Origin of the sequence: Patiriisocius sp. Uisw_017, from assembly GCF_047731265.1 — a bacterium.
Lineage (GTDB): Bacteria > Bacteroidota > Bacteroidia > Flavobacteriales > Flavobacteriaceae > Patiriisocius.
Genome location: NZ_CP159835.1, coordinates 740,152 through 762,733, shown reverse-complemented (window position 1 = coordinate 762,733; position 22,582 = coordinate 740,152). Strand labels below are relative to the sequence as shown.

Genomic DNA, 22,582 nt, shown 5'->3' with positions numbered 1-22,582 from the left:
AACTCTTCTACTTTGAGGAGCTTGCTCCATATTTATTTCTGCGGGAGAATGGGAGGCAATGTTCGGCTTTAGTTAATTATAAAGTCCTACGGCAATTGAAATAATTCCTACAATCAAACAATAAATAGCAAAATAACGAAGCTTACTATTTTTAACTAATTTGATCATCCAAGTACAAGCGATGAGCCCGCAAATAAAGGCTGCCGCAAATCCAAGTCCTAGGGTTGTAAAATTTGTTGTGTCTGATGTTAATTCTCCGCCTAAAAGATCTTTGGCAATCTTTCCAAAAATTAAAGGAACCACCATCAAGAAAGAAAAACGCGCGGCTTTACTTTTATCGTTTCCTAGTAATACAGAAGTAGAAATGGTCGCTCCGCTACGGGAAATTCCTGGGAGCATTGCTATTGCTTGAGATACACCGATAATAAGCGCATCTTTAAAGGTTACCGGTTTGCCTGTGTTTTTTGAACGGTCTGCAAGCCATAACAGTACTGCGGTTACAATAAGCATCGCACCAACAAAAGCGATATTGCCCCCAAAAAAGGCTTCCAATTCTTGTTCAAACAATAGTCCAATGATAACGGCAGGCAACATCGATACGATGATCTTTACCACAAACTGAGTCTCTTCATTCCAAGTAAATTTGAAAAGTGCGGTACCTATTTCAATAATATCTTTTCTAAAAACCACGATGGTACTTAATGCCGTGGCAAAATGCAAAACAACCGTAAATAACAAACTTTCTTCAGGGACCGAATTGTCTCCTAAAATAGCTTTTCCTAATTCTAAGTGACCACTTGAAGAAACAGGTAAAAACTCAGTAAATCCTTGAATGATACCTAAAATAACGGCGTCCAATGCTTCCATCTACTGCTTTGTTTTGTCCGGATTTAATAAAATAGCATACATCTCAATCCCAAAACCAATTAAGACAAGGGCTGGGGCTAAACGGATTCTTGTCCAACTGTATATTTCTGGATTAAACACATTGGGGTCATCGCTTCCGCCGCCTGACATGACTATAAATCCAAGCGCAATAAAAGCAAGGCCTATAAACATAAAGACATAGTTCTTTTTCTCAAATACAAAATTGGTTTTTGCCTGCTGTTTTCGTTTTTGTTCTCCCATTTTTATGGTCCACTAAGGTGGATAATTTTTTATGAAACTAAATTTAGTTCGTGTTTAATAGTATAAGTCATCCGTTCTCAAATTTAAAAAACGCTGTGTCGCAAAATAAGTACTTAGCCAAGTAATGAATAAGCCCATTAGAAAAACAAAACCAAACAAAATACCAATCATCAATTTATCGCTGAGCAATTCTAAATCTGGAAAGCTTTTGTCTATATAGTATAGGACCACTGCCATTCCTGTCATGGCCACCATAGCGCCAAAAATACCTAAACGTACACTTTTCCAAATAAACGGTCGGCGTATAAAACGCTTGGTTGCACCTACCATTTGCATAGTCTTGATCGTAAAACGTTTTGCATATACAGAGAGCCGGATCGAGCTATTGATTAATAACACTGCTATTAATAAAAACATCCCAGCAATTACTAGAACCCAAAAACTAATTTTGGTCACATTGCTGGTTAATTTTTCAATAAGTGGTTTGTCATACACCACATCATCTACAAATTCTTTACTTTTTAATTCCGCTACAATTTCTTCTACTTTTTCTGGGGTAACATAGTCAGCCATCATTCTAACATCAATGCTATTTTGTAGCGGATTGTCGCCTAAATACTCCATGAAATCTTCTCCAATGGTCGCACTGTGCTCTTCAGCGGCTTCTTCCTTCGTTACATAGACGGCATCTTTTGTGTAGTCTGCCATCGCCAGACTTTGTTTCAGTTGGTTTATTTCAATTTCTTTTGCCGTGTCTTTCAGAAAAACGACAACAGGGATTTGTTCCTTAAAATAGTCCCCCACTTTTTTACCATTCAGCACTAATAAACCTAATAATCCCAATAAAAACAGCACCAACGAAATACTTAGTACCACACTAAAATAAGAAGAGAGTAACCTACGTTTCTGAAATTTATCAAAAGATTGCGCCATAAATTAAAAATGTGTACTTGTGTTGCCTCGGAACAAAAGTACAACGTTTTTTAGATACCCGATAGTATGTTTTCTATAAACCAATTATAACATTAAATTTGCCCCCAAAATTATAGCAATAATGAGCAAATATCACTTCAACGAGATAGAAGCAAAATGGCAAAAATATTGGGATGAAAACCAAACATTTAAAGCAGCCTTCCCTAACTTTTCCGAGGGAGGAGAGCCCTTGAAACCAAAATACTATGTGTTAGATATGTTTCCATATCCTTCGGGAGCGGGATTGCACGTTGGGCATCCGTTAGGCTATATCGCGAGTGATATTTATGCACGCTATAAAAGGCATAAAGGCTTTAATGTGTTGCATCCACAAGGCTATGATTCTTTTGGGTTACCCGCAGAGCAATATGCCATTCAAACCGGGCAACATCCTGCAGATACTACAAGAGTTAACATTGAAGGCGGCGTAGATAAGGCTGGAAATACGATTGCTGGTTATAGAAAGCAATTGGATAAAATTGGATTTTCTTTTGATTGGTCGCGTGAGGTTCGTACTTCAGATCCTGAATATTATAAATGGACCCAATGGATTTTCATTCAACTTTTTGAAAGTTGGTATAATACCGAAACGAATAAAGCGGAGGCAATTTCAGACTTAATAAACATTTTTTCTACGGAAGGGAATAGTGCGGTACAAGCAATTTATAATGACACTACTGAAAATTTCTTAGCGGAAGATTGGAACCGCTTTTCAGAAACAAAACAACAAGAAATACTATTACAATACAGATTGACCTATTTAGCGGAAACTGAAGTAAACTGGTGTCCCGCATTGGGAACTGTTTTGGCAAACGACGAAATCGTAAACGGTGTTTCCGAACGTGGCGGACATACTGTGGTGCGTAAAAAAATGACGCAATGGAGTATGCGTATTTCAGCCTATGCAGAACGTTTACTAGAAGGTTTAAGTACGGTAGACTGGAGCGAATCGATCAAAGAAACCCAGCGTAACTGGATTGGAAAATCAGTAGGAGCAACCGTTGAATTCACAATTCCGAATACGGAATACAGAGTTCCTGTTTTTACGACCCGTCCTGATACTATTTTCGGAGTTTCATTTATGACCCTCGCACCCGAGCACGAGTTGGTTTCAATAATTACTACTGAAGATCAAAAAGCTGCCGTGGAAGCGTATGTCCAAGTAACTTCAAAAAGAAGTGAGCGCGAACGTATGGCAGATGTGAAGACTATTTCGGGTGTTTTTACAGGAGCCTATGCCGAGCATCCATTTACTAAAGAACCCATTCCTGTGTGGATTGGTGATTATGTTTTGGCGGGTTATGGTACAGGTGCTGTTATGGCAGTTCCTTGTGGCGATCAACGAGATTATGATTTTGCAACAAAGTTTGAAATTGATATTCCTAATGTTTTTGAAGGGGTTGATATTTCCGAAGAAGCCTTTGCAGATAAGGACACTGCCGTGATTGCGAACAGTGATTTCTTAAACGGATTAAAATATAAAAAAGCAGTAAAACTTGCGATTTATGAATTAGAAAAAATAGGCGCAGGAAAAGGAAAGACGAATTACAGATTGCGCGATGCCGTATTTTCAAGACAGCGGTATTGGGGAGAACCGTTCCCAGTATATTACGTTGACGCAATGCCGCAAATGATTGCAAAAGAACATTTGCCCATCCGTTTACCAGAAATTGAAAAATACTTGCCTACCGAAGAAGGCGAGCCGCCATTAGGACGTGCCGATGTTTGGGCTTGGGATGCTGAAAAGTGTACAATCGTTAGTAATGATTTGGTGAATAATACAACCGTATTTCCTTTAGAACTAAACACCATGCCAGGCTGGGCAGGAAGTTCGTGGTACTTCTTTAGATACATGGACTCTCAAAATTCAAGTGAGTTTGCAAGCGAAGATGCGTTGGACTATTGGAAAAACGTGGATTTATACATAGGCGGAAGTGAGCACGGTACAGGCCATTTATTGTACAGCCGTTTCTGGGTAAAATTTATGAAAGATCGCGGATTTGTAAATGTTGAGGAACCTTTCCAAAAGATGATTAATCAAGGGATGATTTTGGGGGAAAGCGCCTTTGTGTATAGAGTTGAAGGAGAGAATAAATTTATAACTGAAAGTAAAGCGTTTGATTATAAAACCCAAAAAATTCATGCTGACGTTTCTCTAGTAAATACTTCAAATGAATTAGATGTTGAAGCATTCAAAAACTGGCGTGAAGAATTCAATAACGCTGAATTTATAAGGGAAGAAAACGGCAGTTTCAAAGTTTCTCGCGAAGTTGAAAAAATGTCTAAATCTAAATACAACGTTGTAAATCCAGACGATATTTGTGAGCGTTTTGGAGCAGATACCTTGCGTATGTACGAGATGTTTTTAGGGCCTTTAGAACAAGCAAAACCTTGGAATATGGCAGGGATTACTGGGGTGCATTCTTTCCTAAAGAAACTGTGGAAGCTATACCATTCTGGTGCTGAAGAAAGTTTTATGGTTACAGAGGATGCCTCTTCAAAAGATGCGTTGAAGACTTTGCATAAAACCATTAAAAAGGTACAAGAAGATATTGAGAGTTTTAGTTTTAATACTTCGGTATCTACCTTTATGATTGCGGTTAATGAGTTAACAGCAATAAAATGTACCCAACGAGAAACCCTTGAACCACTTGCGATTTTAATAGCATCGTACGCACCGCATATTGCAGAAGAATTATGGAGTTTATTGGGTAATGAGGAAAGTATTGCAACGACACCTTTCCCAGAATTTAACCCCACACATCTTATTGAAAGCAGTAAAGAATATCCAATTAGCTTTAACGGTAAAATGAAATTTACAATGGAATTGTCGCTAGATTTGAATAAAGACGAAATCGAAAAAGCGGTGCTAGAAAATGAAAAAACGGTGAACTATTTACAAGGAAGAACGCCTAAAAAAGTAATCGTAGTGCCTGGTAAAATTGTGAATATTGTTGGATAGCATTTAAATCCAACCCAACCCAGCTGTACCTCGAAAGGGAAGGAGCTAAAAGGCTCCCTTTGAAGAGATATTTAGAGAGATGTTAGAGCATAAATTGAAACAAATTTCGTCCAAAGCACCTGTATAAATTTAAGCCCGACTTGTCAAACTTTTAAAGAATACATACCCAAAACCTAGGAACAACATAAAGTGAAAAGGGAAGAGTCCAAAGTCGCCTCCTTGATCCCCCACTACAAAAGCAGAGTACATTCCGAATCCAAAATAAAGCATTAATATCCCCTCAATAATCACATTGGGGGAAATGTTTTTACGCAGGTATTTATTCCCTTTCCAAGATTCTTTAAGCGTGCTGATATTAAATTTTGGCGTTCGGATAAAGTCACTTTTCTTTCCTAAATGACCTTCAATAACAGCAATAGAGTTATGAACAGAGAAGCCCATTGCAATGGAGAAGAACATTACAAACATTGCTATATATTCAAAGAATTTTAAGAATCCGCCGCCGTGTATTCTTTTGTACATAAACCAATAGCAAATAAAGAAGATGAGTGTGCTTACTACAAAAAAGCTCATAACGATGAAGTATACTTTTAGATGGTCATACTCATTCTTTATATAAAGCATAGGGATGCTTAAAATGGCCACGACAAGAATACTTAAAAACATGGTGCTGTTTAATAAGTGGAGTGTGCCGTGTACTTTAGTTTTGAAAGAGATGTCTTTATTGCGCCAAACCCGGCCTAACATTTTCCTAAAGTTTTCTGCGCCACCCTTGTTCCATCTAAACTGTTGGGAACGAGCAGCACTAATAACAACAGGAAGTTCGGCGGGTGTTTCTACTTCTTCTAAATATTTGAATTTCCAATTTTTTAATTGGGCGCGGTAGCTTAAATCTAGATCTTCCGTCAAGGTGTCTCCTTCCCAATTTCCTGCATCGAGGATGCATTGCTTGCGCCAGATACCTGCGGTACCATTAAAATTAATGAAATGTCCTTCGCTATTTCGCCCTACTTGCTCTAAAGTAAAATGCGCGTCTAATGCAAATGCTTGTACTCTCGTCAATAAAGAATAATCTCTATTAATGTGTCCCCATCTCGTTTGTACCACACCAATATTTCGGTCCTTGAAGTAAGGGATGGTTCTGTATAACCAATTTTTTTCGGGAAGAAAATCTGCATCAAATATGGCGATATATTCTCCTTTTGCTGTTTTTAAACCTTCTTTAAGCGCTCCTGCTTTAAAACCTTTTCGGTCTTTTCGAGTAACGTGTTGTATGTCGAGCCCTTTTCTTTTTAGCGATTCGATTTGTATTGCGGTGCTATCAAAAGACTCGTCTGTACTATCATCCAACACTTGGATTTCTAATTTTCCTTTGGGATAGTCCATTTTGGATATATTATCCAAGAGCCGTTCCATTACATACAATTCATTATAAACAGGAAGCTGAATAGTAACATACGGAATTTGCTCAGCATCTGAGAGGTCAAATGTGGGTGATTTCTCGTTTTTTCTATGCGATCTTAGATAATTGAGAAGCAGGTTGAGCTGGGCCAAAGCATACATCAAAATGAGCAGCAGAGCAAGGGTATAAACAATCATAATGATGGTTTCCAGAATCATTTCTTAAACGAATATTTAAAAATCCAGCCTAAAATTTTAATACCGGCAAAGATAGCACCTTTTGCGGTACCTGAAACTTTTGAAACTCCTATTCGGTTTCGGTATTTCATAGGGATTTCAACGTATGTATACTTCTTTTTTAATGCTTTTAGCTGCATTTCTACCGTCCATCCGTAGGTTTTATCTTCCATTTCTAAAGCCAATAATTTGTCATATTTAATGGCGCGGAAAGGACCCAAATCTGTAAAGGTCGATCCAAAAAAAAGGGACATCAAAGAAGTTGCCAGCCAATTTCCGAATTCTTGCGGCACTGTCATAGAACCAACTTCACGCAATTCTTTAACACGTGCTCCAATTACAAAATCTATATTGTCTTTAATTATTGGGGTGACAAGTTGCGTTAATTGCTCTGGATAATCGCTGTAATCTCCGTCTAGGAAAACGATGATATCGGGATGTTTTTCTTGAGAAGCTACGTAACGCATCCCCTCGAGACAGGCATATCCATACCCTTTTTTAACTTCTTTTAAAACGGTGGCCCCTGCTGTTTTTGCGACTTGTTCTGTGGCATCTGTTGAGTTATTACTTACGACCACGATTTCTTCTACAATGCCAGGAATATCCTTGATTACATGGCCTATGGAGCCTGCCTCGTTATAAGCAGGGATGATTACTTTAATGGAGGGATTCATTGTAATGAAACGTTTGGATTGTCTAGTTTGAATGCAAACAGTGATGTCCATTCATCTACTTTTTGCCCTTGTTCGTATTCTTCAACCTTCACAAGTTTGTTCTTTTTGTAGCGTAATGCAAATCCGTTTCTTTGATTGTATTTAAACTGAAATTCACTTTTACCTTTGGTTGCAAGATCGTAAAAAATCCACCAATTTTCATCACTTCCATTTTTGAAATGTCCTTCTTTTATTAACGTACCTTGATGGTTGTAAACGTACCAATACCCATGCGGTGCATTAGTGCTAAAATGTCCCTTTGATGAAACCACTCCATTTATGCGATAAAAAGTCCAATAACTAGTTTTTGAATTCATTGACTTCCATCCTTCGGCTTTTAAATTTCCGTTGGCATCATATTCTTTAGTGTGCTTTTTTCGGTCAAAGGATTTGAAGAAACAGCATAGCTGCCGCAAATAATCCCGAAGAGAATAAAGAATAGGTACTTCTTAAATAACATAGCCATTTAGACGCAATGTTTTTAGAATCTAACTTCCATTGATGTTAAAAAACTCAGGGATGTTTGCGGCTTTTCAAGGGCTATGAAGTGCCATTGAAAATCAAAGCGGGTTGTGCTAATCACTTTTTATTGCTAGCACAAGTTGAGACTCCTTAATCCAAACGGTTACTGTTTTATTTGTATCTATTTACCAATTCCATTAAATCTACATCATTTCCTAACAAAACATCCGTAGGATTAATACGTCCATCAAGGGGTCCGTTTTCTAATTTAAGAACGCCACGCGGGCAAACTGCGGAGCAAATACCACATCCCACACAGGAACTTCGAACAATATTTTCGCCTTTTTGTGCATAGGCTCTTACGTCAATTCCTTGCTCGCAATAGGTAGAGCAGTTTCCACAAGAAATACATTGACCTCCGTTTGTGGTAATTCTAAAACGAGATTTAAATCGTTGTACAAGGCCTAGGTATGCTGCTAACGGGCATCCAAAACGACACCAAACACGATTCCCAAATATTGGGTAAAAACCTGTTCCAATGACTCCCGCAAACCAAGCACCAATTAAGAAGCTATAGGTGTCTTTTACCCATTGGGTTGGGATGCCTAACAAACTCTCCGCTCCTGTAAAATAACAGTAGAGGGTTACTATTGTCATTACTAAAGAAAAAACTAAAACCGCATGGATTAACCATCGTTCTACTTTCCAAGCATTCATACTTTTGTTACTGTGTTGACGATAAGGATCTCCTAAAGTTTCGGCGAGACCACCACAACCGCAAACCCAACTGCAGTACCATCTTTTGCCAAAGAAATATACCATTACGGGAACAATAACGAGTGTTAAAACAATCCCCCATACTAAAATAAAGAGTCCAACAGAACCACTCTCCGTAAGACTTTTTAGATTCCACTCAAAGAAGAAGTCGTAGTCTAAAGGGAAGGCGTTTTTAAAATCATAGCCTGGCATATTTAAACTTGCCATAATTTCTGGAATTAAAAAAGCAAAAACTATTTGAAAGAATAATACAGAGGTGGTGCGTATAATTTGATACTTGTTATTACGGTATTTAATGTACATGCGTACGGCCATAGTGACCATTACTGTGCAGTATAAAAACCCGTACACAAACCACTGGCTAGCATCGCCTCCGTTGAGGGCCTTACTAATAGGGTCTAGAATAAAAGTCCAGTTTACAATATAGTCTGGGTTAAAATATAAGAGTAAATAAAAAGTTACAAGATAGATAAGGACTAACCAAGCAATCCATCCACGATTTGTTGATGCTTCATGATAGACGCCGTCGTTTTTAATCCCTGGACGACCTAACAAGATGAGGTTAGGAAGCATAAACAACAGTGCTCCTAGAACGCCTAACCCAAAGGTTAACCACCACATGAGTCCTGCGTTTTCTTTTATAAAACCACCTCCAGATTTTTTAGCAAGATTAAAACTGAATGTATGTGGTTTATCCCAAACCACTTGATCCCATTCTTGTCTTTCTTTGTGACCAGAATTAGCATCCTCTAATGATTTTCTGACTGCAGCTGAAAACTCGAAGGAATTAGCAAAGGTCTTATTAGTTACGTTCTTATTTAATTGGTCTTTTAGTGGCAAACTTTTTATTCCTTTTTCCTGAATAAACGCGGTTAAATTTTCTTGTGTGAGTTTGAACTCCCCCATAAAAAGACTGGACGTGAAAATACTCAACCCTACAAGGAATATTACGAGACCTATATATTTAATTGCTTTCATCTTTAATGCCCGAGTATTCGGGTCGCTTTATTTTGGTTAATTGCTTATGCTTTTGAGAAAATGCGTTTCCAGCTTTTCTTTTTCGGAGTGATATTGGTTCCATGTTCTGCATTGAAAGCGGCAACGATACTTTTTTCATAAAGAGAATAAAATTCTGGGTCAAAATTGGCGTCTTTTAGATATTCCATCACGTGCTCCACTGAAGCATTTTCAGTCAACCATTTATCAAAAATCTCATGGCGCATTCTAATCCCAAAGGTGTTAATTCCTAAAAATAGGTGCGTGTCTTTATGATACGAAATGGTAATACATTTATCATCATCAGGATGCATCCAGTGAAATTGTTGCTCGTATTCTTGCGGTCTCCCAAAAACCCAGCCATAGGTTTGATATTCTATGTCTAAAAACTTGGCACTGTTAAACCAATGCCCTGGTTTATATTTGGTTGGATTGCCACAAATGGTTTGTGCCACCGTTTCGCCCATCATACGCCCTGTATACCAAACCGCTTCTACAGCACGACGCATCCCAATGGATTCCTGCTGTTCTGCACAATCCCCAATAGCATAAACATCTTTTACGTTTGTTTCGAGTAGTCTATTGACCTTAATACCGCGTCCTAATTCAATTCCACTTTCTTTTAAAAAGGCAATATTAGGAGAAACTCCAGCGGTAAGCCCAACCACATTGCAGGCTAGTTCCTCACCAGTTTCTTCGATAACAACGGCACGTGCTCGACCGTTTTTATCAGCTAAGATTCCTTTTAGATTTGTGTTCAGCCTAAGGTCAATGTGGTGGCTTTTAATATGACGGTTTAGCATTTCGCTTTCTCCAGCCGGTAATACTCCGTTCCAAAAACTAGCATCTCGTACTAAGAATGTAACAGGAATGTTTCTAGTGCGAAGCATTTCGGCCATTTCAATACCAATGAGTCCTCCACCTACAATTACGGCTCTATTACAAACGTCTTTATTGGTTGCGTTTTTTTCTAAAGCCTCTAAATCTTGGAAAGAATAGAGCCCTTGAACTCCTTCTAAATCTTGTCCAGGCCAACCAAACTTATTCGGTTTAGAGCCTGTCGCCAAAATTAAGCTATCATATTTCATTCGTTCTCCATCTGCAAAAACCAATTCTTTAGCTTCGGTTAAAACCTCATTTACATAGCCTCTTTTTAAATCTATTCGGTTCTTTTTCCAGAAATAATCTTCGTAAGGTTTTGTGTGTTCATATTTCATATGGCCCATATAAATATACATCAGCGCAGTTCGTGAAAAGAAATGGTCTGTCTCTGCAGAAATGATGGTTATTTTATGGTCTGATAGTTTTCGAATATGACGAGCAGCGGTAACACCAGAAATTCCGTTACCTATAATGACGATGTGTTTCATATTATTTTACCTATGTAGTAGGCTGACTGTTAGATGGTTGGTGTCATCAGGAAATTTCAAGAAAAGTATCTCGCATTAAAATTTATTAGATGTGTAGTGTGTCGCACTTCAAGGTACAAACTTTACAATAATACTAGTGTTTATGCGATTTTAATTTTTTTTAGCTTGGGAAGTATTGATTTCAGTAATTATTTAAGAGATTATTTGTAAGTAATTCGAAATACAATTGACTTAAAGGTCATTAAAAAATAAAAAACATGAAAAAATCATTTCTTACTATTTTACTAATTATCGTTGCGACGATTAACAGTGCTGCGCAAACTACCGAAACTTTTTTTAAAGAAGTAAACATATTTTTAAGCATCTATACAAAGGCTGGCAAAGTGGATTATAAAGCTTTGGCTAACAATCCTTCGTCTTTAGATAAATTAGTAAGCCTTACAAAAGAGGTGTCACTTGCTGGGGCAGATGTAAAAATAGCGCAAGCATTTTGGATTAACGCATATAATATGTCAGTAATAAAAGGGATCGTTGCCAATTACCCAATCAAATCTCCTTTGGACAAAAAAGGATTCTTCGATACAACCAAATACGAAATAGCAGGGCAAAAAATAACGTTGAACGATATTGAAAATAAAAAACTAAGGGCCAAATTTAGTGATGCTCGTTTTCACTTTGTATTAGTATGTGGCGCATTGGGCTGTCCTCCAATTATTGAAGAAGCATATATGCCAAATACTTTAGATGCTCAATTAGAACAACAAACTAAAAAAGCTTTAAATCGAGATTCCTTTATAAAAGTATCCAAAGGGAAAGTGGCATTTTCTGAAATTTTTAAATGGTACAAAGAAGATTTTGTAAAAGACGGAAATGAAATAGATTTCCTAAATAAATACCGTAAAGAAAAAGTAGCTTCAGATTCAAAAGTGACTTATTATTCTTATGACTGGCGATTGAATGAAAAATAGACTTTGACTCCGCTCAGCCTGAGATAATAATTTAATGATTAGTCTTCCCTTTTGCTAGCAGAGGTTTCACGAGAAGCTTTGGATTGCAATGACAAGATTCTGGTGAAAATTTAGTGTAAAAACAACACCAGCTAAAAAATATAAACCAATGAAAAATTTAAAATATACGATTCTATTTGCGATACTTATTGCCCCTTTTATAACGGTTAGTCCATAAGAGGAATCAGCTACTGAGCTGAGTAATATTTAAGAACTTACTCCTTCAAAACTCTTAAATAAGAGGCAATAGGGTATTGAGTTTTTGAATAGCATATAAAGGCAAACAACAAGAACAAACGAAGACTCTAGTCTTGTTGATCTTTCAAGAGGGTCATTTTTTACAAATAACACCTAGGTTTTTACAGGGGTAAGTGAAAGCCGTAGAATAAACGTGGGTCTTATTTTTCAAGTAGAAGCAAATACCTTTAGGGGAGAAAGTGCGTTTGACGCACTCTCTTTTGAAAATAATAATAAAGATACTATCAGCGGGTTAACAACCATCGCGATTTCCACTAGAGTGCAATCATTTGCTAATGTTTCAAATTTTCTCTTTCCAGTTCATTTTTATTTCACTGTTTAAAGGTCTGCCAAACGGGCCATATTTAGTTAAACGTAGTTTTTCTGGGAGACAAAGTTCTTTTATGATAAACTGTTTGGCGGAGATAAACCACAAATCTTTACTTAAGCAGATTTTGGATAGAACTTTAGAAACGATGCTGCAGATTCAGATCCAGCTGCTAAAAATGTTGGCGAACCTTTTGCTAATGAAAGTTTTTTTTTACAGCTTAGTGCGTTTTTGAGTTGTTTTTTCAACCAATAAATCCACTGTTTTGTGAATGGGCAACAAGCTTTTTAATAGACTTAGGAAATAACTTTTCTTAGAATTATACACAAGTTGGCTTGGGTGGAAAATATCAACTAACCAATGTTCTCAACTTTGAAGCTTTTTATGGAAAATTTGTTAGCGGCGAAAATTTAAATGGGCTTGGTGAAAGGTATAGCCTTGGATTGCGAGCAATTTTTAATTAGGAAAATCTGGCTAGTCCCATTTAAACCTCACGTGTCTTTAAGATCTGAAAGGTTTGTTATGGAATTAACTTCCTATCTTTAGCTTTAAAAACAGTATTTTAATTTTCTATTGTATGAAAAATATTCTCGAGGTACTCTTTGTTGCGTCCATTTTATTAAGCTGTAACGCGCAGCCTTCAAAAATAAATGCGGTAAGTTTTGTTGCTTCAGGAAATGAAGCAGTAAAGGAACACGTAGATGCCGTAGTAAACATCAACGCCAACTATGCCACAGTAATGCCATTTGGTTTTATAAGAAGTTTAGAAACAACAAAAATTATACACAATACAGATCGGCAATGGTTTGGAGAAAGCAAAGATGGAATTATTCAATATGCTAAAATGCTTCAGCAGCAAAATGTTGGGGTAATGGTGAAGCCACAAATCTGGATTTCAAGAGGAGAATTTACAGGACATTTAAAAATGAACACTGAAGAGGAATGGCAGCGGTTAGAAGAGTCTTACACTTCTTTCATTCTTACCTACGCCGCAGCTGCACAAGAAATAAATGCAGCAATTTTTTGCATAGGAACAGAACTCGAACAATTTATTGTGAATAGACCTCAGTATTGGATGCAACTCATTTTAGAAATAAAATATATATATAAAGGAAAACTAACCTATGCTGCTAATTGGGACGAATATAAAAGAGTTCCTTTTTGGGATGCGCTGGATTATATTGGGGTAGATGCTTATTTTCCTATTTCTGACAGTCAAACACCAACCCTTCAAGAAGCCATTGATGGTTGGCAACCTTGGAAAAAAGAATTACAGGGAGTCTCAGAAAAATTTAGCCGCCCAATTCTCTTTACTGAATATGGATATCGAAGCGTTGATTATTCTGGCAAAGAACCTTGGAAAAGTGATCATAAAATGCCAGGAGTTAATATGGAAGCACAAGCAAATTTAACCGAAGGATTGTTTTCTGCTATATATCCTGAAGAATGGTTTGCTGGAGGATTTATTTGGAAATGGTTTATAGATCATAAAAATTCAGGGGGATTAGAGAACCCAATGTATACGCCCCAAAATAAACCTGCCGAAGAACTCATAAAAAAACACTTTGGGGCAACAAAATAATCTCCTTTTTATATATTTTTTATAGGCATCTAAGTTTCAAACGGCCATATTGAGAATCAATTATAATGCAGCGTGCCATAACGGCCTAAACCAAAAAAACACAATATTTCTGAGATAAGTCTATAGGAAAAGAAGAAAAGTATACTTGCTCAGATCTTGTTTATTAATTTATGAATGGATTGGGTTCGCGAAATGATACAGCCATAAATGATACCTTGAATAGCATCTAGAGATAATAAAGTTACAAATATTACAATGTTAATCTGCACAATGGTTAGACAGAAAAGAGGTGTTTATTATTTGTTATTTAGATTTTAGAATTTGAGGGTTAATTTATTCGTTAACATTACTCATTCTATTTCGGCTATCTTATTTTTTAGAAATAGATGAATTTTTGATCTTCTTCAAGTAATACAGATAGAGTTGGTCGGCATCTGCCCCCAGCCATTTTTTTATATAAATAGCCCAAAAATGATATTGAATGCGCCAAACACCCTTCTCCCGATACATTCTTGCTGAAGATCCAATCCATTCTTGAATAACAACAAACGTATCACGAGCGAAAAGTTCATTTATCAAAATGTTGTCTTCATAAATAACATAGCGCTCATCATAACCTCCTATTTCGTCAAAAAGCGCTCTTGTAATAAATTGACTTTGATCTCCACCGCGGCAGGCACGCCAAGTAAATTTAGTGAGCCAACTTGCAAGCCTTAACCACCAATGATCACTATCAAACTTCATTTTAAAGCAACCTGCGGGATTCCCTTTTTGTATTTCGGAAATGATGAGTGAATCAAAACTTTTAGGAGGATAAGAATCTGCATGAAGGAAATATAAAATACTACCAGTAGCTTTTTTAGCACCGGTATTCATTTGCTTAGCACGTCCTTTTTCTGAGTTGAATACCTGAATATTAAAAGAAGTATTGTCGGCATATTCAGAAATTAAATGCATCGTATCGTCTTGACTTCCTCCATCTATGCAAATAATTTCAGCAATATTTTTAGCCGTGGCATTTTCTGTAATATTACCAAGCGCTGAAATAATATGTTCGGATTCGTTGAGTACAGGAATAATAATACTAATCATAGCGGTAAACATACACAATATGAATGGGAGTGTTTTTTAATTTATTTCTACTCATTTAAATTCAAAAGTTATATTTGGATTCAGTTTAGCGGTACTTATTTATTTAATAGGATTAGGCTGTACTTCTTCTTTAAAATAAAGGGATTGAAAATTAAAAACAGAAGATGGTTTTGTTTATAAATCACTCAGCAGCTTTTTTAATTTGAAATTTTAATTATTGAGCCTCCAATCATAATCCATATATTTAACACGAGCATTATTATTGATTTTTACTTCGCTATAGGTATTTAGATAATCAATAATACTTCCAGTAGTTTTAAAATCTTTTGAGAACCAATTAAATATTTTTGAGATTTCCACTTGGTCGGGGGTAATTTTATTTCGGGAAGTATCGTTGATAAAACGTTTGGACAAAAAGGTAAGTTGATTGTCTACTTTTTCTGAAACAAATGCTTCATTTAAAAGTGGAGGACAGGAAAAAGAGGCACAGTTAATACCGAAGTGGATACGAGCATCTTCCATTTTACGTAATATTTTGTGCTCAATCTCATCTAGATTATAATATTTTTCACCCAATTTCCAATACTTTTGTTCCCAAGGGTTTTGAATGTCTTTGATGCTTTCTAGCGGCCAGTTACGCAAGATTAAATCTATTGTAATTGCGTTATAGGCATTCAGCCAATAGCTGAGTTTTTCGTTTTTGGACCACTTTTCAGTAGGTAGATTTTCTCCTAGAGAGGTAATGTAGTTTAATAGCGTTTTGCGGGTAACATTGAATCCAGCATAATTTACATTCCCTGTGGCAGAAACATTTTGTTTTAATAAGATGTCAAATTGCTTGTGAATGTCTGTTACATTATTTTCCGTAGTAGTTTTATTCTCAGATTTTACTTGAGTACCTTTTTGAGGTTGCTTTTTAGTTTCATTTTCTTCCTCGATTTTAGGTGGATTATTTAAGGCATCCATTCTCTTCTCTAGTAATTTCATCCTATCATTAATTACAATAGATTCGTCAAATTTTGAAGTTTTTCCATTCGGGTTTTTTGTGCTACTGCATCCAGCTAAAAGCACTGCAACTGCAATAAGAAAATAAAGATTTTTCATAGAATTATATTTAATAGAATAAGAATACCGCACTTAAACTAGCAACATCCGCCACCATCATAATGGAAGGTTGATTCACTAAAATAAATATCATCTCTTTTTAAAGCTTTTAACGCTCCGGCTGTTTTGTCACAAATTGCCAATGGTTGGTTTTTTAATAAAATATGTCCTAACGCATCATCAAAATAATCTTTGTTACCGTAGTAGATTGCGGCTTTTCCAGTAAAAATACACGGGCCATCTTCTGGCATTGGATCTTTAATAGCGGCAACTTCAATACTCTCAATATAGATTAGTTCGTCTGTGGGATAGTTTTTTGGATCTAGAATGCGGTAGGGCTTTCGGGCTCTAATTTCTATGGTTCCAAACCCTACATCTGTCAATGCTTTTACATAGTCTGCAATAGGCAAACTTCCACTAAGACAAAGCGCACGAAGACGCTCATCGTTTCGCAATGTTTCATTCATAGGTTGCTCACACGTAGGGTCGCTCATTACCAGCTTGCCGTTAGGTTTAAGAACCCGGTACATTTCTTCAATCGCTTTCTTAAGATCTGCTGCTTTAAAAATATTGAAAAGGCAATTTTGTGCTGCTACATCTATGGAGTTGTCTTCAACAGGAAGGTTAAGTGCATCTCCTTTCTTAAGATCAACAAATTCACTTTTGAACCAATCGTTTTGTTCTTCAGCAACTTTAAAGTTAATGTGCGATGCTTCTAACATTTCATCAACAACATCTACCCCTACGACACCTCCTTTTTGACGATTAAAATACGAAAACTGAAGTAGTTCCATGCCGCCACCAACACCTACATAGAGCATCTTAGGGTTGTTAGATAGATCACGGGCATGCACCGTACTTCCACAGCCATAGTTCATCTCTTGCATGATTTTTGGAATTTTTAAGCCCGGCAATTCCCAGATAGGATTTGTGGTGCAGCACAAACCCACATCTGGAGTTAGCGCTGCTTCCTTGTAAATATCGTGTGTCGTCTCTAAATAGCTCATTATTTGAATATCAGTTTTTAATATTTGGGCTTCGGTACTGGTTTTAAGTCGGTATAGAATAAAAAAATTACTTGCTTTTCAATTTATTATTTCTTGAGTTTATTGTTTTCTCTGTAAATATTATATACTGAAACAAGTCCAGCTACAAGCCAAATGAAACGGTACAGCCATACGTTAATTTCTCCGCCAAAAAGCGATACAGCTTCTTCAGGATTCATAATTGAGGTGGTTAATTTAAATCCAGCGAGGGCAACAAGTAAGAGTGAAAGAATAAATTTGAAATTCATTTTATAAGGTTTTGATTAATTCTGTAAATAATGTGATCATCTGTGGTTCTGCCTTCCCAGCTTGCGCAATAATATCAGAAATATCCACAGGTCTTAAATTATCAGGGTCACACTCATCTGTCAAGACTGAAAGTGCACTAACAGCAATTCCTAGATGATTAGCAACAATAATTTCGGGCACCGTACTCATTCCAACAGCGTCTGCACCAATAGTTTTTAAGTAGCGATATTCTGCCCTAGTTTCTAATTGTGGCCCAACGACACTTGCATACACCCCTTTGTGTAAATTAATGTTGTTGTCTTTTGCTATTTTTTCTAATTCGGCATTCATTTTAACATCATAAGGAGCACTCATGTCCACAAAGCGTTCGCCCAATTGTTCAACCCCTTTAAACGCTAAGGGTGACCCTCCTTGTAAATTGATGTGGTCATCAATAAGCATAATGTCACCTTTTTTAAAGTTTAAATTTATGGCGCCAGAGGCATTGCTAACCAATAGTTTTTGAATGCCAAGCTCTTTCATCACTCGTACAGGAAATGTAACATCTAACAAAGAGTATCCCTCGTACACATGGAATCTTCCTTGCATTAACACTACTTTCTTACCGGCCAAAGTGCCGTAAATGAGTTTTCCTTTATGAAACTCAACAGTTGCAGTAGGAAAGTTTGGGATGTGGTTGTAGCTCACCTCTGCTTCAACAGCTACAGTATCAATAATCTTTCCTAATCCAGTGCCTAAGATAATACCTACTTCTGGAGTTCCAAAGCCTCTTTGTTGTAAAAATTCAACAGCTTCTTGTATATATTTTTTCATATTTCGATTTAGTCTATTCTGAAGTCGTCAAAGCACTCAATATTCGAGCTCTTAAATTATATTAATGTATTAGCTCCTCCTTCTCTTTGAAGGGTAGCTTGGGAGGTTAGGTTTTTCTTTAACCCTACCGGAAAGAACCTTTGAAATGCCTCGACATCTGCAATGTCTTCAAAGTAATCTACATCATTTTTTTCTTCTAATAAGGCTACGGTTTCATTTTTTAAATCTGAAATAGTTGCTTCTAAAACCGTGTCAGTTCCCCAATTTTTATTGCTAAAAACCGAAGGATAAACGTTCTTCATACCCAATAAATAGTAACCTCCATCCTCTGCTGGTCCTATTGCAAAAGAACTTTTTTCTAATGCAGTAAATGCATTTTGCAAGTCTTGTGTGGTCATATCAAACATATCACTACCAATAATAATGGCACGTTCATAGCCGTGATTAAATACTGCGGTAAACGCATTTTGCATTCGTATGCCTAAATCTGTGCCTTCTTGTACTTTTTTTCTAAAAATCTGTTCGTCCCAAGCATCATTTTGGTGAAGTTTTTCAGAATAATAAACAAACTTGTCAACGTTTAACGGTGTTGTGATTTTTACAGTGTGTTGCAGTAAGAACTTATATATGTCCAATGCTGCTTCATCACCAACCTTAGTCGCTAAACGTGTTTTACATTTTCCTAATTCAGGGTTGCGTGTAAAAATGATCAAGGCATTTTTGGAAGTGGGAAAGTGGAAAACCTCTTTTGAGTTTTCTTTTCCATCTGTATTTTTTAATCCTAAAATGGCCATTATTTGTCCTTCTTTTTTTTCATTAATTTGGCAAAAAAAAGCATTGCTGCAATCATTAAAATATTAGAAATAACACTAATGTAGATTACATTATTTGTTGCAAAACTTAAATCGTTAAAGTCTAGTCGTAGGATGTTGAAAATTATAAACGCAACAAAAAATAACGCTAGCACTATAAAAATGACACTCTTTTTCATAAGGTCTTATTTATAAACTTTAGTTCCTTTTTCAAGCCATTTACTCCACGGTTTTGAAAAGGCATGAACACTATCAGTCTCTATTTCTTTTTGATTAAAAACGGGATAGGAGGTGTTTTTCCATTCAAAGATACCACCGTATAGATTTTGAACATTTGTAAATCCAGCTTTTTTTAATTTTTCACCAACCTCTTCAGAGCGAATGCCTAAGGAACAATACACTACAATTGGGGTTTCTTTAGTTATATTTTTTTCTGAAATTTCTTCTATTGAAAAGGTGCTGAATCCAACATGCTTTGCAGAAGCAATGTGGCTGGTTTCAAACTCTTCAAGCTCGCGAGTGTCTAAAAGAATAAGATCCTTGTTTAACTGAAGTATGCGCAATTGCTCCACCGAAATATAAGGAATACTTTGGGTATTATACTTTTGCAATATTGCATCGAGCGTCTTTTGCCCAAAAGTCGTGGTGGCATAAAAAAAGGCTAGACTGACTATAAAAAGATGTTTCATTTTACGTTGTTACGGCTCCTTGACAACTGCTTCCTGCGCCGGCAGTGCAGCCGTAGCAATGTTGTGAAATCACAATATTTCTATCATTCAAAAGGTCTTCGTTATACTCATCAATATGCTTTACTTTACTTGCAACGGGTAATTTCAGCATTTGGTTAAAATCACAATCAAATAAAAACCCATCCCAAGAAATTGAAATAGTATTGGTGCACATCACGTTTTCTACTGCAGCTGGGTTGTATGCTTCTACTAGTTGATACATATAATCTTCGTAGTTTTCACTTGCGATGAGGTAGTCAAGAAAACGGGCAATAGGTAAATTTGTGATAGCAAATAAGCTATGAAATTGAATTCCGAAATCATCTAATAAAGCGCTTTTGAATTCTTTTTCCATACTGGCTTGGTCACCTGGTAAATATGCGCCATTAGGATTATAAACTAAGTCCAATCGCAAACTACTGCCAGGCATTCCATAACCTACTTCATTTAATTCTTGCAGTGCTTTGATGCTCATGTCAAAAACTCCTTCTCCGCGTTGTTTATCGGTTTTTCCTCTTGTCCAGTGAGGCATAGAGCTAACTACATGTATATTATACTTTTTGAAAAATTGGGGTAAATCGTGATATTTTTTGTTGGAGCGAATGATTGTTAAGTTACTTCGAACAATAAAATCTTTGATACCAGCTTTACTTGCTTCTTCTACAAAACGACGAAAATGAGGATTCATTTCTGGAGCGCCTCCAGTTAAATCCAGCGTATGGGCCTGTGTGTTTCTAATCACCTCAAGGCATTGCTCCATCGTTTCCCAAGTCATAATTTCCTTGCGATCTGGACCAGCGTCCACGTGACAGTGCTCGCAAACTTGGTTGCACATATAACCTACATTAATTTGAAGAATCTCTAGTTTTTTAGGGCGTAACGGAAAATGACCTGTAGTTTCTTTAATTTTTTTCGCAAATGTTGGAAGCTCTCCATTTTTAAAAATCCCATTACTTAAAATTTCGAGTTGGCGATTTGTATTTGCCAATTCGGCATCTCTCTTTTGTAGTGATTGTTGTTTTAATTTACCCATATTTGGATGTACGATGTAAGATGCACGATTTTAGATTAAAAAAGGCAATCGTTTAATTCAGTTTTTCTATAAAATTTTACTCAAGCTGCATGTAATTTATTTGTACCCTGAACGGAGTCGAAGGGTCACATCTCTAACTTGTTCACTTTATTCATCATCATCGTTCCGTGAACTAACGTTGCTCCACTTTTTATAGCGGCTCCCACGTGGATTGCTTCCATCATTTGTTCTTTAGTAACGCCTCTTTGCAAAGTGTCTTTTGTGTAGGCATCAATGCAGTAAGGACATTGCTCTGTGTGCGCTACTGCCAATGCGATGAGTGCTTTTTCTCTAGCGGTCAAGGCTCCTTCTTCAAAAACTTTGCCATAGTAATCAAAAAACTTAGTGCCTAGTTCTTCGCTCCATTCGGTTATTTTTCCAAATTTTCTCAAGTCTGCTGGGTCATAATAATTATTTGCTGCCATAAAATGATCTTGTAAACAAGTACGGTATTGTACAAGTTTTGGGTTTTAAAGGTCGTAAATATACTAAAGTAGTCTTTGTGTTTCCTTCATGCTTACCGAAGTTTAGAGATAAATTAACAGTAGTAAAAATTTAGCAGAGAATATAAAGCTATTTTAAAGTCCTGGGGTATTTTTTTAAGAATTTATTAGTCAAAAGTATAGTGTATACCGGTAGTGAAATCATATTTTAATTGGGAGGTCCAATTGCAGGAAAGGCATCAAAAACAGAAGGATATGACAGTTTCAATCCAGTATTTTTTAACCATACCCACGATCATTGCTCTTTGGCTCGAAATGCGATAATCGCTAAAATAATTCAATAGAGGTTGCTACTAGGAATTGCTAACGAAGGTAATGTTATCAGTAAGGGAAAAATTTGAAGATAAGGGAGCTTACTTTAAAATCTCGTTAAAGAGGAGTAAAGCCATCGTCATTATCGTTTTCAATTTTCTTAAATTCAATATCGTTCTTAGATAATACTAGGGGGATTATTCATTTGCTATTGAATGTGAATATTGTTTGATACCGCAAGAAAATCATTTACATTATATTTTAAAGCAAAGTGGAAGGTTGCTGCCCTAGAAACCCCTGAAGTGTTTGTTACTTTTCTTAGCGATTGTATATTTAGAATTTGAGCATTTCCTCAAATACTGCAGCATAGTAGAACAAAAAGACATAAGTTTTGTGTTTTCAGCAAATTTTTGACTGACGTTAATTCGAGATTTTTAAAATAATTTGATTTGTTTGAAATATTTTAAGGATACAAAGACAAGTTTTGCTTTAAAATAAATTTGAATGATTAATGGAACATAAAATAATCTTTTTATAGGTTGATATGACTTTGTTTAATCTCTTTGATACTATCCTAATAAGACAAAAAAATAATTTTTATATATTTATATTTTGCAGTATTCAAAATAGCTTTATATTTGCCGACCTTAAAGGTACCTTAGCTCAGTTGGTAGAGCAATGGACTGAAAATCCATGTGTCCCTGGTTCGATTCCTGGAGGTACCACATTAAAACCCTGA

The 22,582-nt window shown here is 36.4% G+C and carries 22 protein-coding genes and 1 tRNA gene; 4 read left to right on the top strand and 19 right to left on the bottom strand.

Features of this window, described 5'->3' with window-relative positions:
* Positions 1-72: 72 nt before the first annotated feature.
* From ABXT67_RS03420 to ABXT67_RS03410, 3 genes are read right to left on the bottom strand one after another with little or no spacing between them, the layout of a single operon-like run.
* The gene (locus ABXT67_RS03420) at positions 73-867 is read right to left on the bottom strand and encodes an undecaprenyl-diphosphate phosphatase (protein WP_415375885.1); all 795 of its coding nucleotides are present in this window, start codon (positions 865-867) and stop codon (positions 73-75) included.
* Positions 868-1,128, bottom strand: a complete 261-nt coding sequence (locus tag ABXT67_RS03415) for a DUF3098 domain-containing protein (protein ID WP_415375884.1) — start codon at positions 1,126-1,128, stop codon at positions 868-870.
* 54 nt (positions 1,129-1,182) lie between these two features.
* Positions 1,183-2,061: a cell division protein FtsX gene (locus ABXT67_RS03410; protein ID WP_415375883.1), complete on the bottom strand. Its 879-nt coding sequence runs from the start codon at positions 2,059-2,061 to the stop codon at positions 1,183-1,185.
* Between the two features lie 121 nt (positions 2,062-2,182).
* Here ABXT67_RS03410 and leuS point away from each other — a divergent pair, with 121 nt between their 5' ends.
* The gene (gene leuS / locus ABXT67_RS03405) at positions 2,183-5,062 is read left to right on the top strand and encodes a leucine--tRNA ligase (RefSeq protein ID WP_415375882.1); all 2,880 of its coding nucleotides are present in this window, start codon (positions 2,183-2,185) and stop codon (positions 5,060-5,062) included.
* 129 nt (positions 5,063-5,191) lie between these two features.
* Here the strand turns inward: leuS and ABXT67_RS03400 are convergent, their stop codons facing one another.
* The 5 genes from ABXT67_RS03400 to ABXT67_RS03380 form a co-directional block, all read right to left on the bottom strand.
* The gene (locus ABXT67_RS03400) at positions 5,192-6,682 is read right to left on the bottom strand and encodes a cellulose synthase family protein (RefSeq protein ID WP_415375881.1); all 1,491 of its coding nucleotides are present in this window, start codon (positions 6,680-6,682) and stop codon (positions 5,192-5,194) included.
* A complete protein-coding gene (locus ABXT67_RS03395) occupies positions 6,679-7,374 on the bottom strand; it encodes a glycosyltransferase family 2 protein (RefSeq protein ID WP_415375880.1) in 696 nt (231 codons plus the stop codon). Before ABXT67_RS03395 ends, ABXT67_RS03400 begins: the two co-directional genes overlap by 4 nt.
* Positions 7,371-7,730: a toxin-antitoxin system YwqK family antitoxin gene (locus tag ABXT67_RS03390; RefSeq protein ID WP_415375879.1), complete on the bottom strand. Its 360-nt coding sequence runs from the start codon at positions 7,728-7,730 to the stop codon at positions 7,371-7,373. The genes ABXT67_RS03395 and ABXT67_RS03390 overlap by 4 nt, the downstream gene beginning before the upstream one ends.
* Before the next feature lie 316 nt (positions 7,731-8,046).
* Positions 8,047-9,630: a 4Fe-4S binding protein gene (locus tag ABXT67_RS03385; protein WP_415375878.1), complete on the bottom strand. Its 1,584-nt coding sequence runs from the start codon at positions 9,628-9,630 to the stop codon at positions 8,047-8,049.
* Between the two features lie 44 nt (positions 9,631-9,674).
* Positions 9,675-11,018 carry an NAD(P)/FAD-dependent oxidoreductase gene (locus ABXT67_RS03380; protein ID WP_415375877.1) on the bottom strand — a complete coding sequence of 448 codons (1,344 nt, stop codon included), beginning with the start codon at positions 11,016-11,018 and terminating at the stop codon, positions 9,675-9,677.
* Positions 11,019-11,275: 257 nt separating this feature from the next.
* On the opposite strand from ABXT67_RS03380, the gene ABXT67_RS03375 reads away from it, so the two are divergent.
* Positions 11,276-11,986 (top strand): DUF547 domain-containing protein, encoded by a 711-nt coding sequence (locus ABXT67_RS03375; protein ID WP_415375876.1) that lies wholly within the window; start codon positions 11,276-11,278, stop codon positions 11,984-11,986.
* A 720-nt stretch (positions 11,987-12,706) separates the two neighbouring features.
* Here the strand turns inward: ABXT67_RS03375 and ABXT67_RS03370 are convergent.
* Entirely contained in the window at positions 12,707-12,838 is a 132-nt protein-coding gene (locus ABXT67_RS03370; protein WP_415375875.1) for a hypothetical protein, read from the bottom strand.
* 329 nt (positions 12,839-13,167) lie between these two features.
* Here ABXT67_RS03370 and ABXT67_RS03365 point away from each other — a divergent pair, with 329 nt between their 5' ends.
* Positions 13,168-14,172, top strand: coding sequence for a glycoside hydrolase family 113 (locus ABXT67_RS03365; protein WP_415375874.1), 1,005 nt, complete (start codon positions 13,168-13,170; stop codon positions 14,170-14,172).
* 369 nt (positions 14,173-14,541) lie between these two features.
* Here the strand turns inward: ABXT67_RS03365 and ABXT67_RS03360 are convergent, their stop codons facing one another.
* From ABXT67_RS03360 to ABXT67_RS03315, 10 genes are all read right to left on the bottom strand, one after another.
* Positions 14,542-15,264 (bottom strand): TIGR04283 family arsenosugar biosynthesis glycosyltransferase, encoded by a 723-nt coding sequence (locus ABXT67_RS03360; RefSeq protein ID WP_415375873.1) that lies wholly within the window; start codon positions 15,262-15,264, stop codon positions 14,542-14,544.
* Positions 15,265-15,474: 210 nt separating this feature from the next.
* Complete coding sequence (locus tag ABXT67_RS03355; RefSeq protein ID WP_415375872.1) at positions 15,475-16,368, bottom strand: DUF547 domain-containing protein; 894 nt, start codon at positions 16,366-16,368, stop codon at positions 15,475-15,477.
* A 38-nt stretch (positions 16,369-16,406) separates the two neighbouring features.
* Positions 16,407-17,375: an arsenosugar biosynthesis arsenite methyltransferase ArsM gene (gene arsM, locus ABXT67_RS03350; RefSeq protein ID WP_415375871.1), complete on the bottom strand. Its 969-nt coding sequence runs from the start codon at positions 17,373-17,375 to the stop codon at positions 16,407-16,409.
* Between the two features lie 86 nt (positions 17,376-17,461).
* Positions 17,462-17,662, bottom strand: a complete 201-nt coding sequence (locus ABXT67_RS03345; RefSeq protein WP_415375870.1) for a hypothetical protein — start codon at positions 17,660-17,662, stop codon at positions 17,462-17,464.
* Between the two features lies 1 nt (position 17,663).
* A complete protein-coding gene (locus ABXT67_RS03340; protein WP_415375869.1) occupies positions 17,664-18,476 on the bottom strand; it encodes a purine-nucleoside phosphorylase in 813 nt (270 codons plus the stop codon).
* Positions 18,477-18,532: 56 nt separating this feature from the next.
* A complete protein-coding gene (locus ABXT67_RS03335) occupies positions 18,533-19,270 on the bottom strand; it encodes a TIGR04282 family arsenosugar biosynthesis glycosyltransferase (protein WP_415375868.1) in 738 nt (245 codons plus the stop codon).
* Positions 19,270-19,467 carry a hypothetical protein gene (locus ABXT67_RS03330; protein ID WP_415375867.1) on the bottom strand — a complete coding sequence of 66 codons (198 nt, stop codon included), beginning with the start codon at positions 19,465-19,467 and terminating at the stop codon, positions 19,270-19,272. The genes ABXT67_RS03335 and ABXT67_RS03330 overlap by 1 nt, the downstream gene beginning before the upstream one ends.
* Positions 19,468-19,473: 6 nt before the next feature.
* Positions 19,474-19,977, bottom strand: a complete 504-nt coding sequence (locus tag ABXT67_RS03325; protein ID WP_415375866.1) for a rhodanese-like domain-containing protein — start codon at positions 19,975-19,977, stop codon at positions 19,474-19,476.
* 1 nt (position 19,978) lies between these two features.
* Positions 19,979-21,049, bottom strand: coding sequence for an arsenosugar biosynthesis radical SAM (seleno)protein ArsS (arsS, locus tag ABXT67_RS03320; RefSeq protein WP_415375865.1), 1,071 nt, complete (start codon positions 21,047-21,049; stop codon positions 19,979-19,981).
* A gap of 125 nt (positions 21,050-21,174) precedes the next feature.
* Entirely contained in the window at positions 21,175-21,513 is a 339-nt protein-coding gene (locus ABXT67_RS03315; protein ID WP_028377507.1) for an arsenosugar biosynthesis-associated peroxidase-like protein, read from the bottom strand.
* A 982-nt stretch (positions 21,514-22,495) separates the two neighbouring features.
* Between ABXT67_RS03315 and ABXT67_RS03310 the strand changes: the two genes are divergently transcribed.
* Positions 22,496-22,568: transfer RNA gene (locus ABXT67_RS03310), tRNA-Phe, on the top strand.
* The last annotated feature ends 14 nt before the right edge of the window (positions 22,569-22,582 follow it).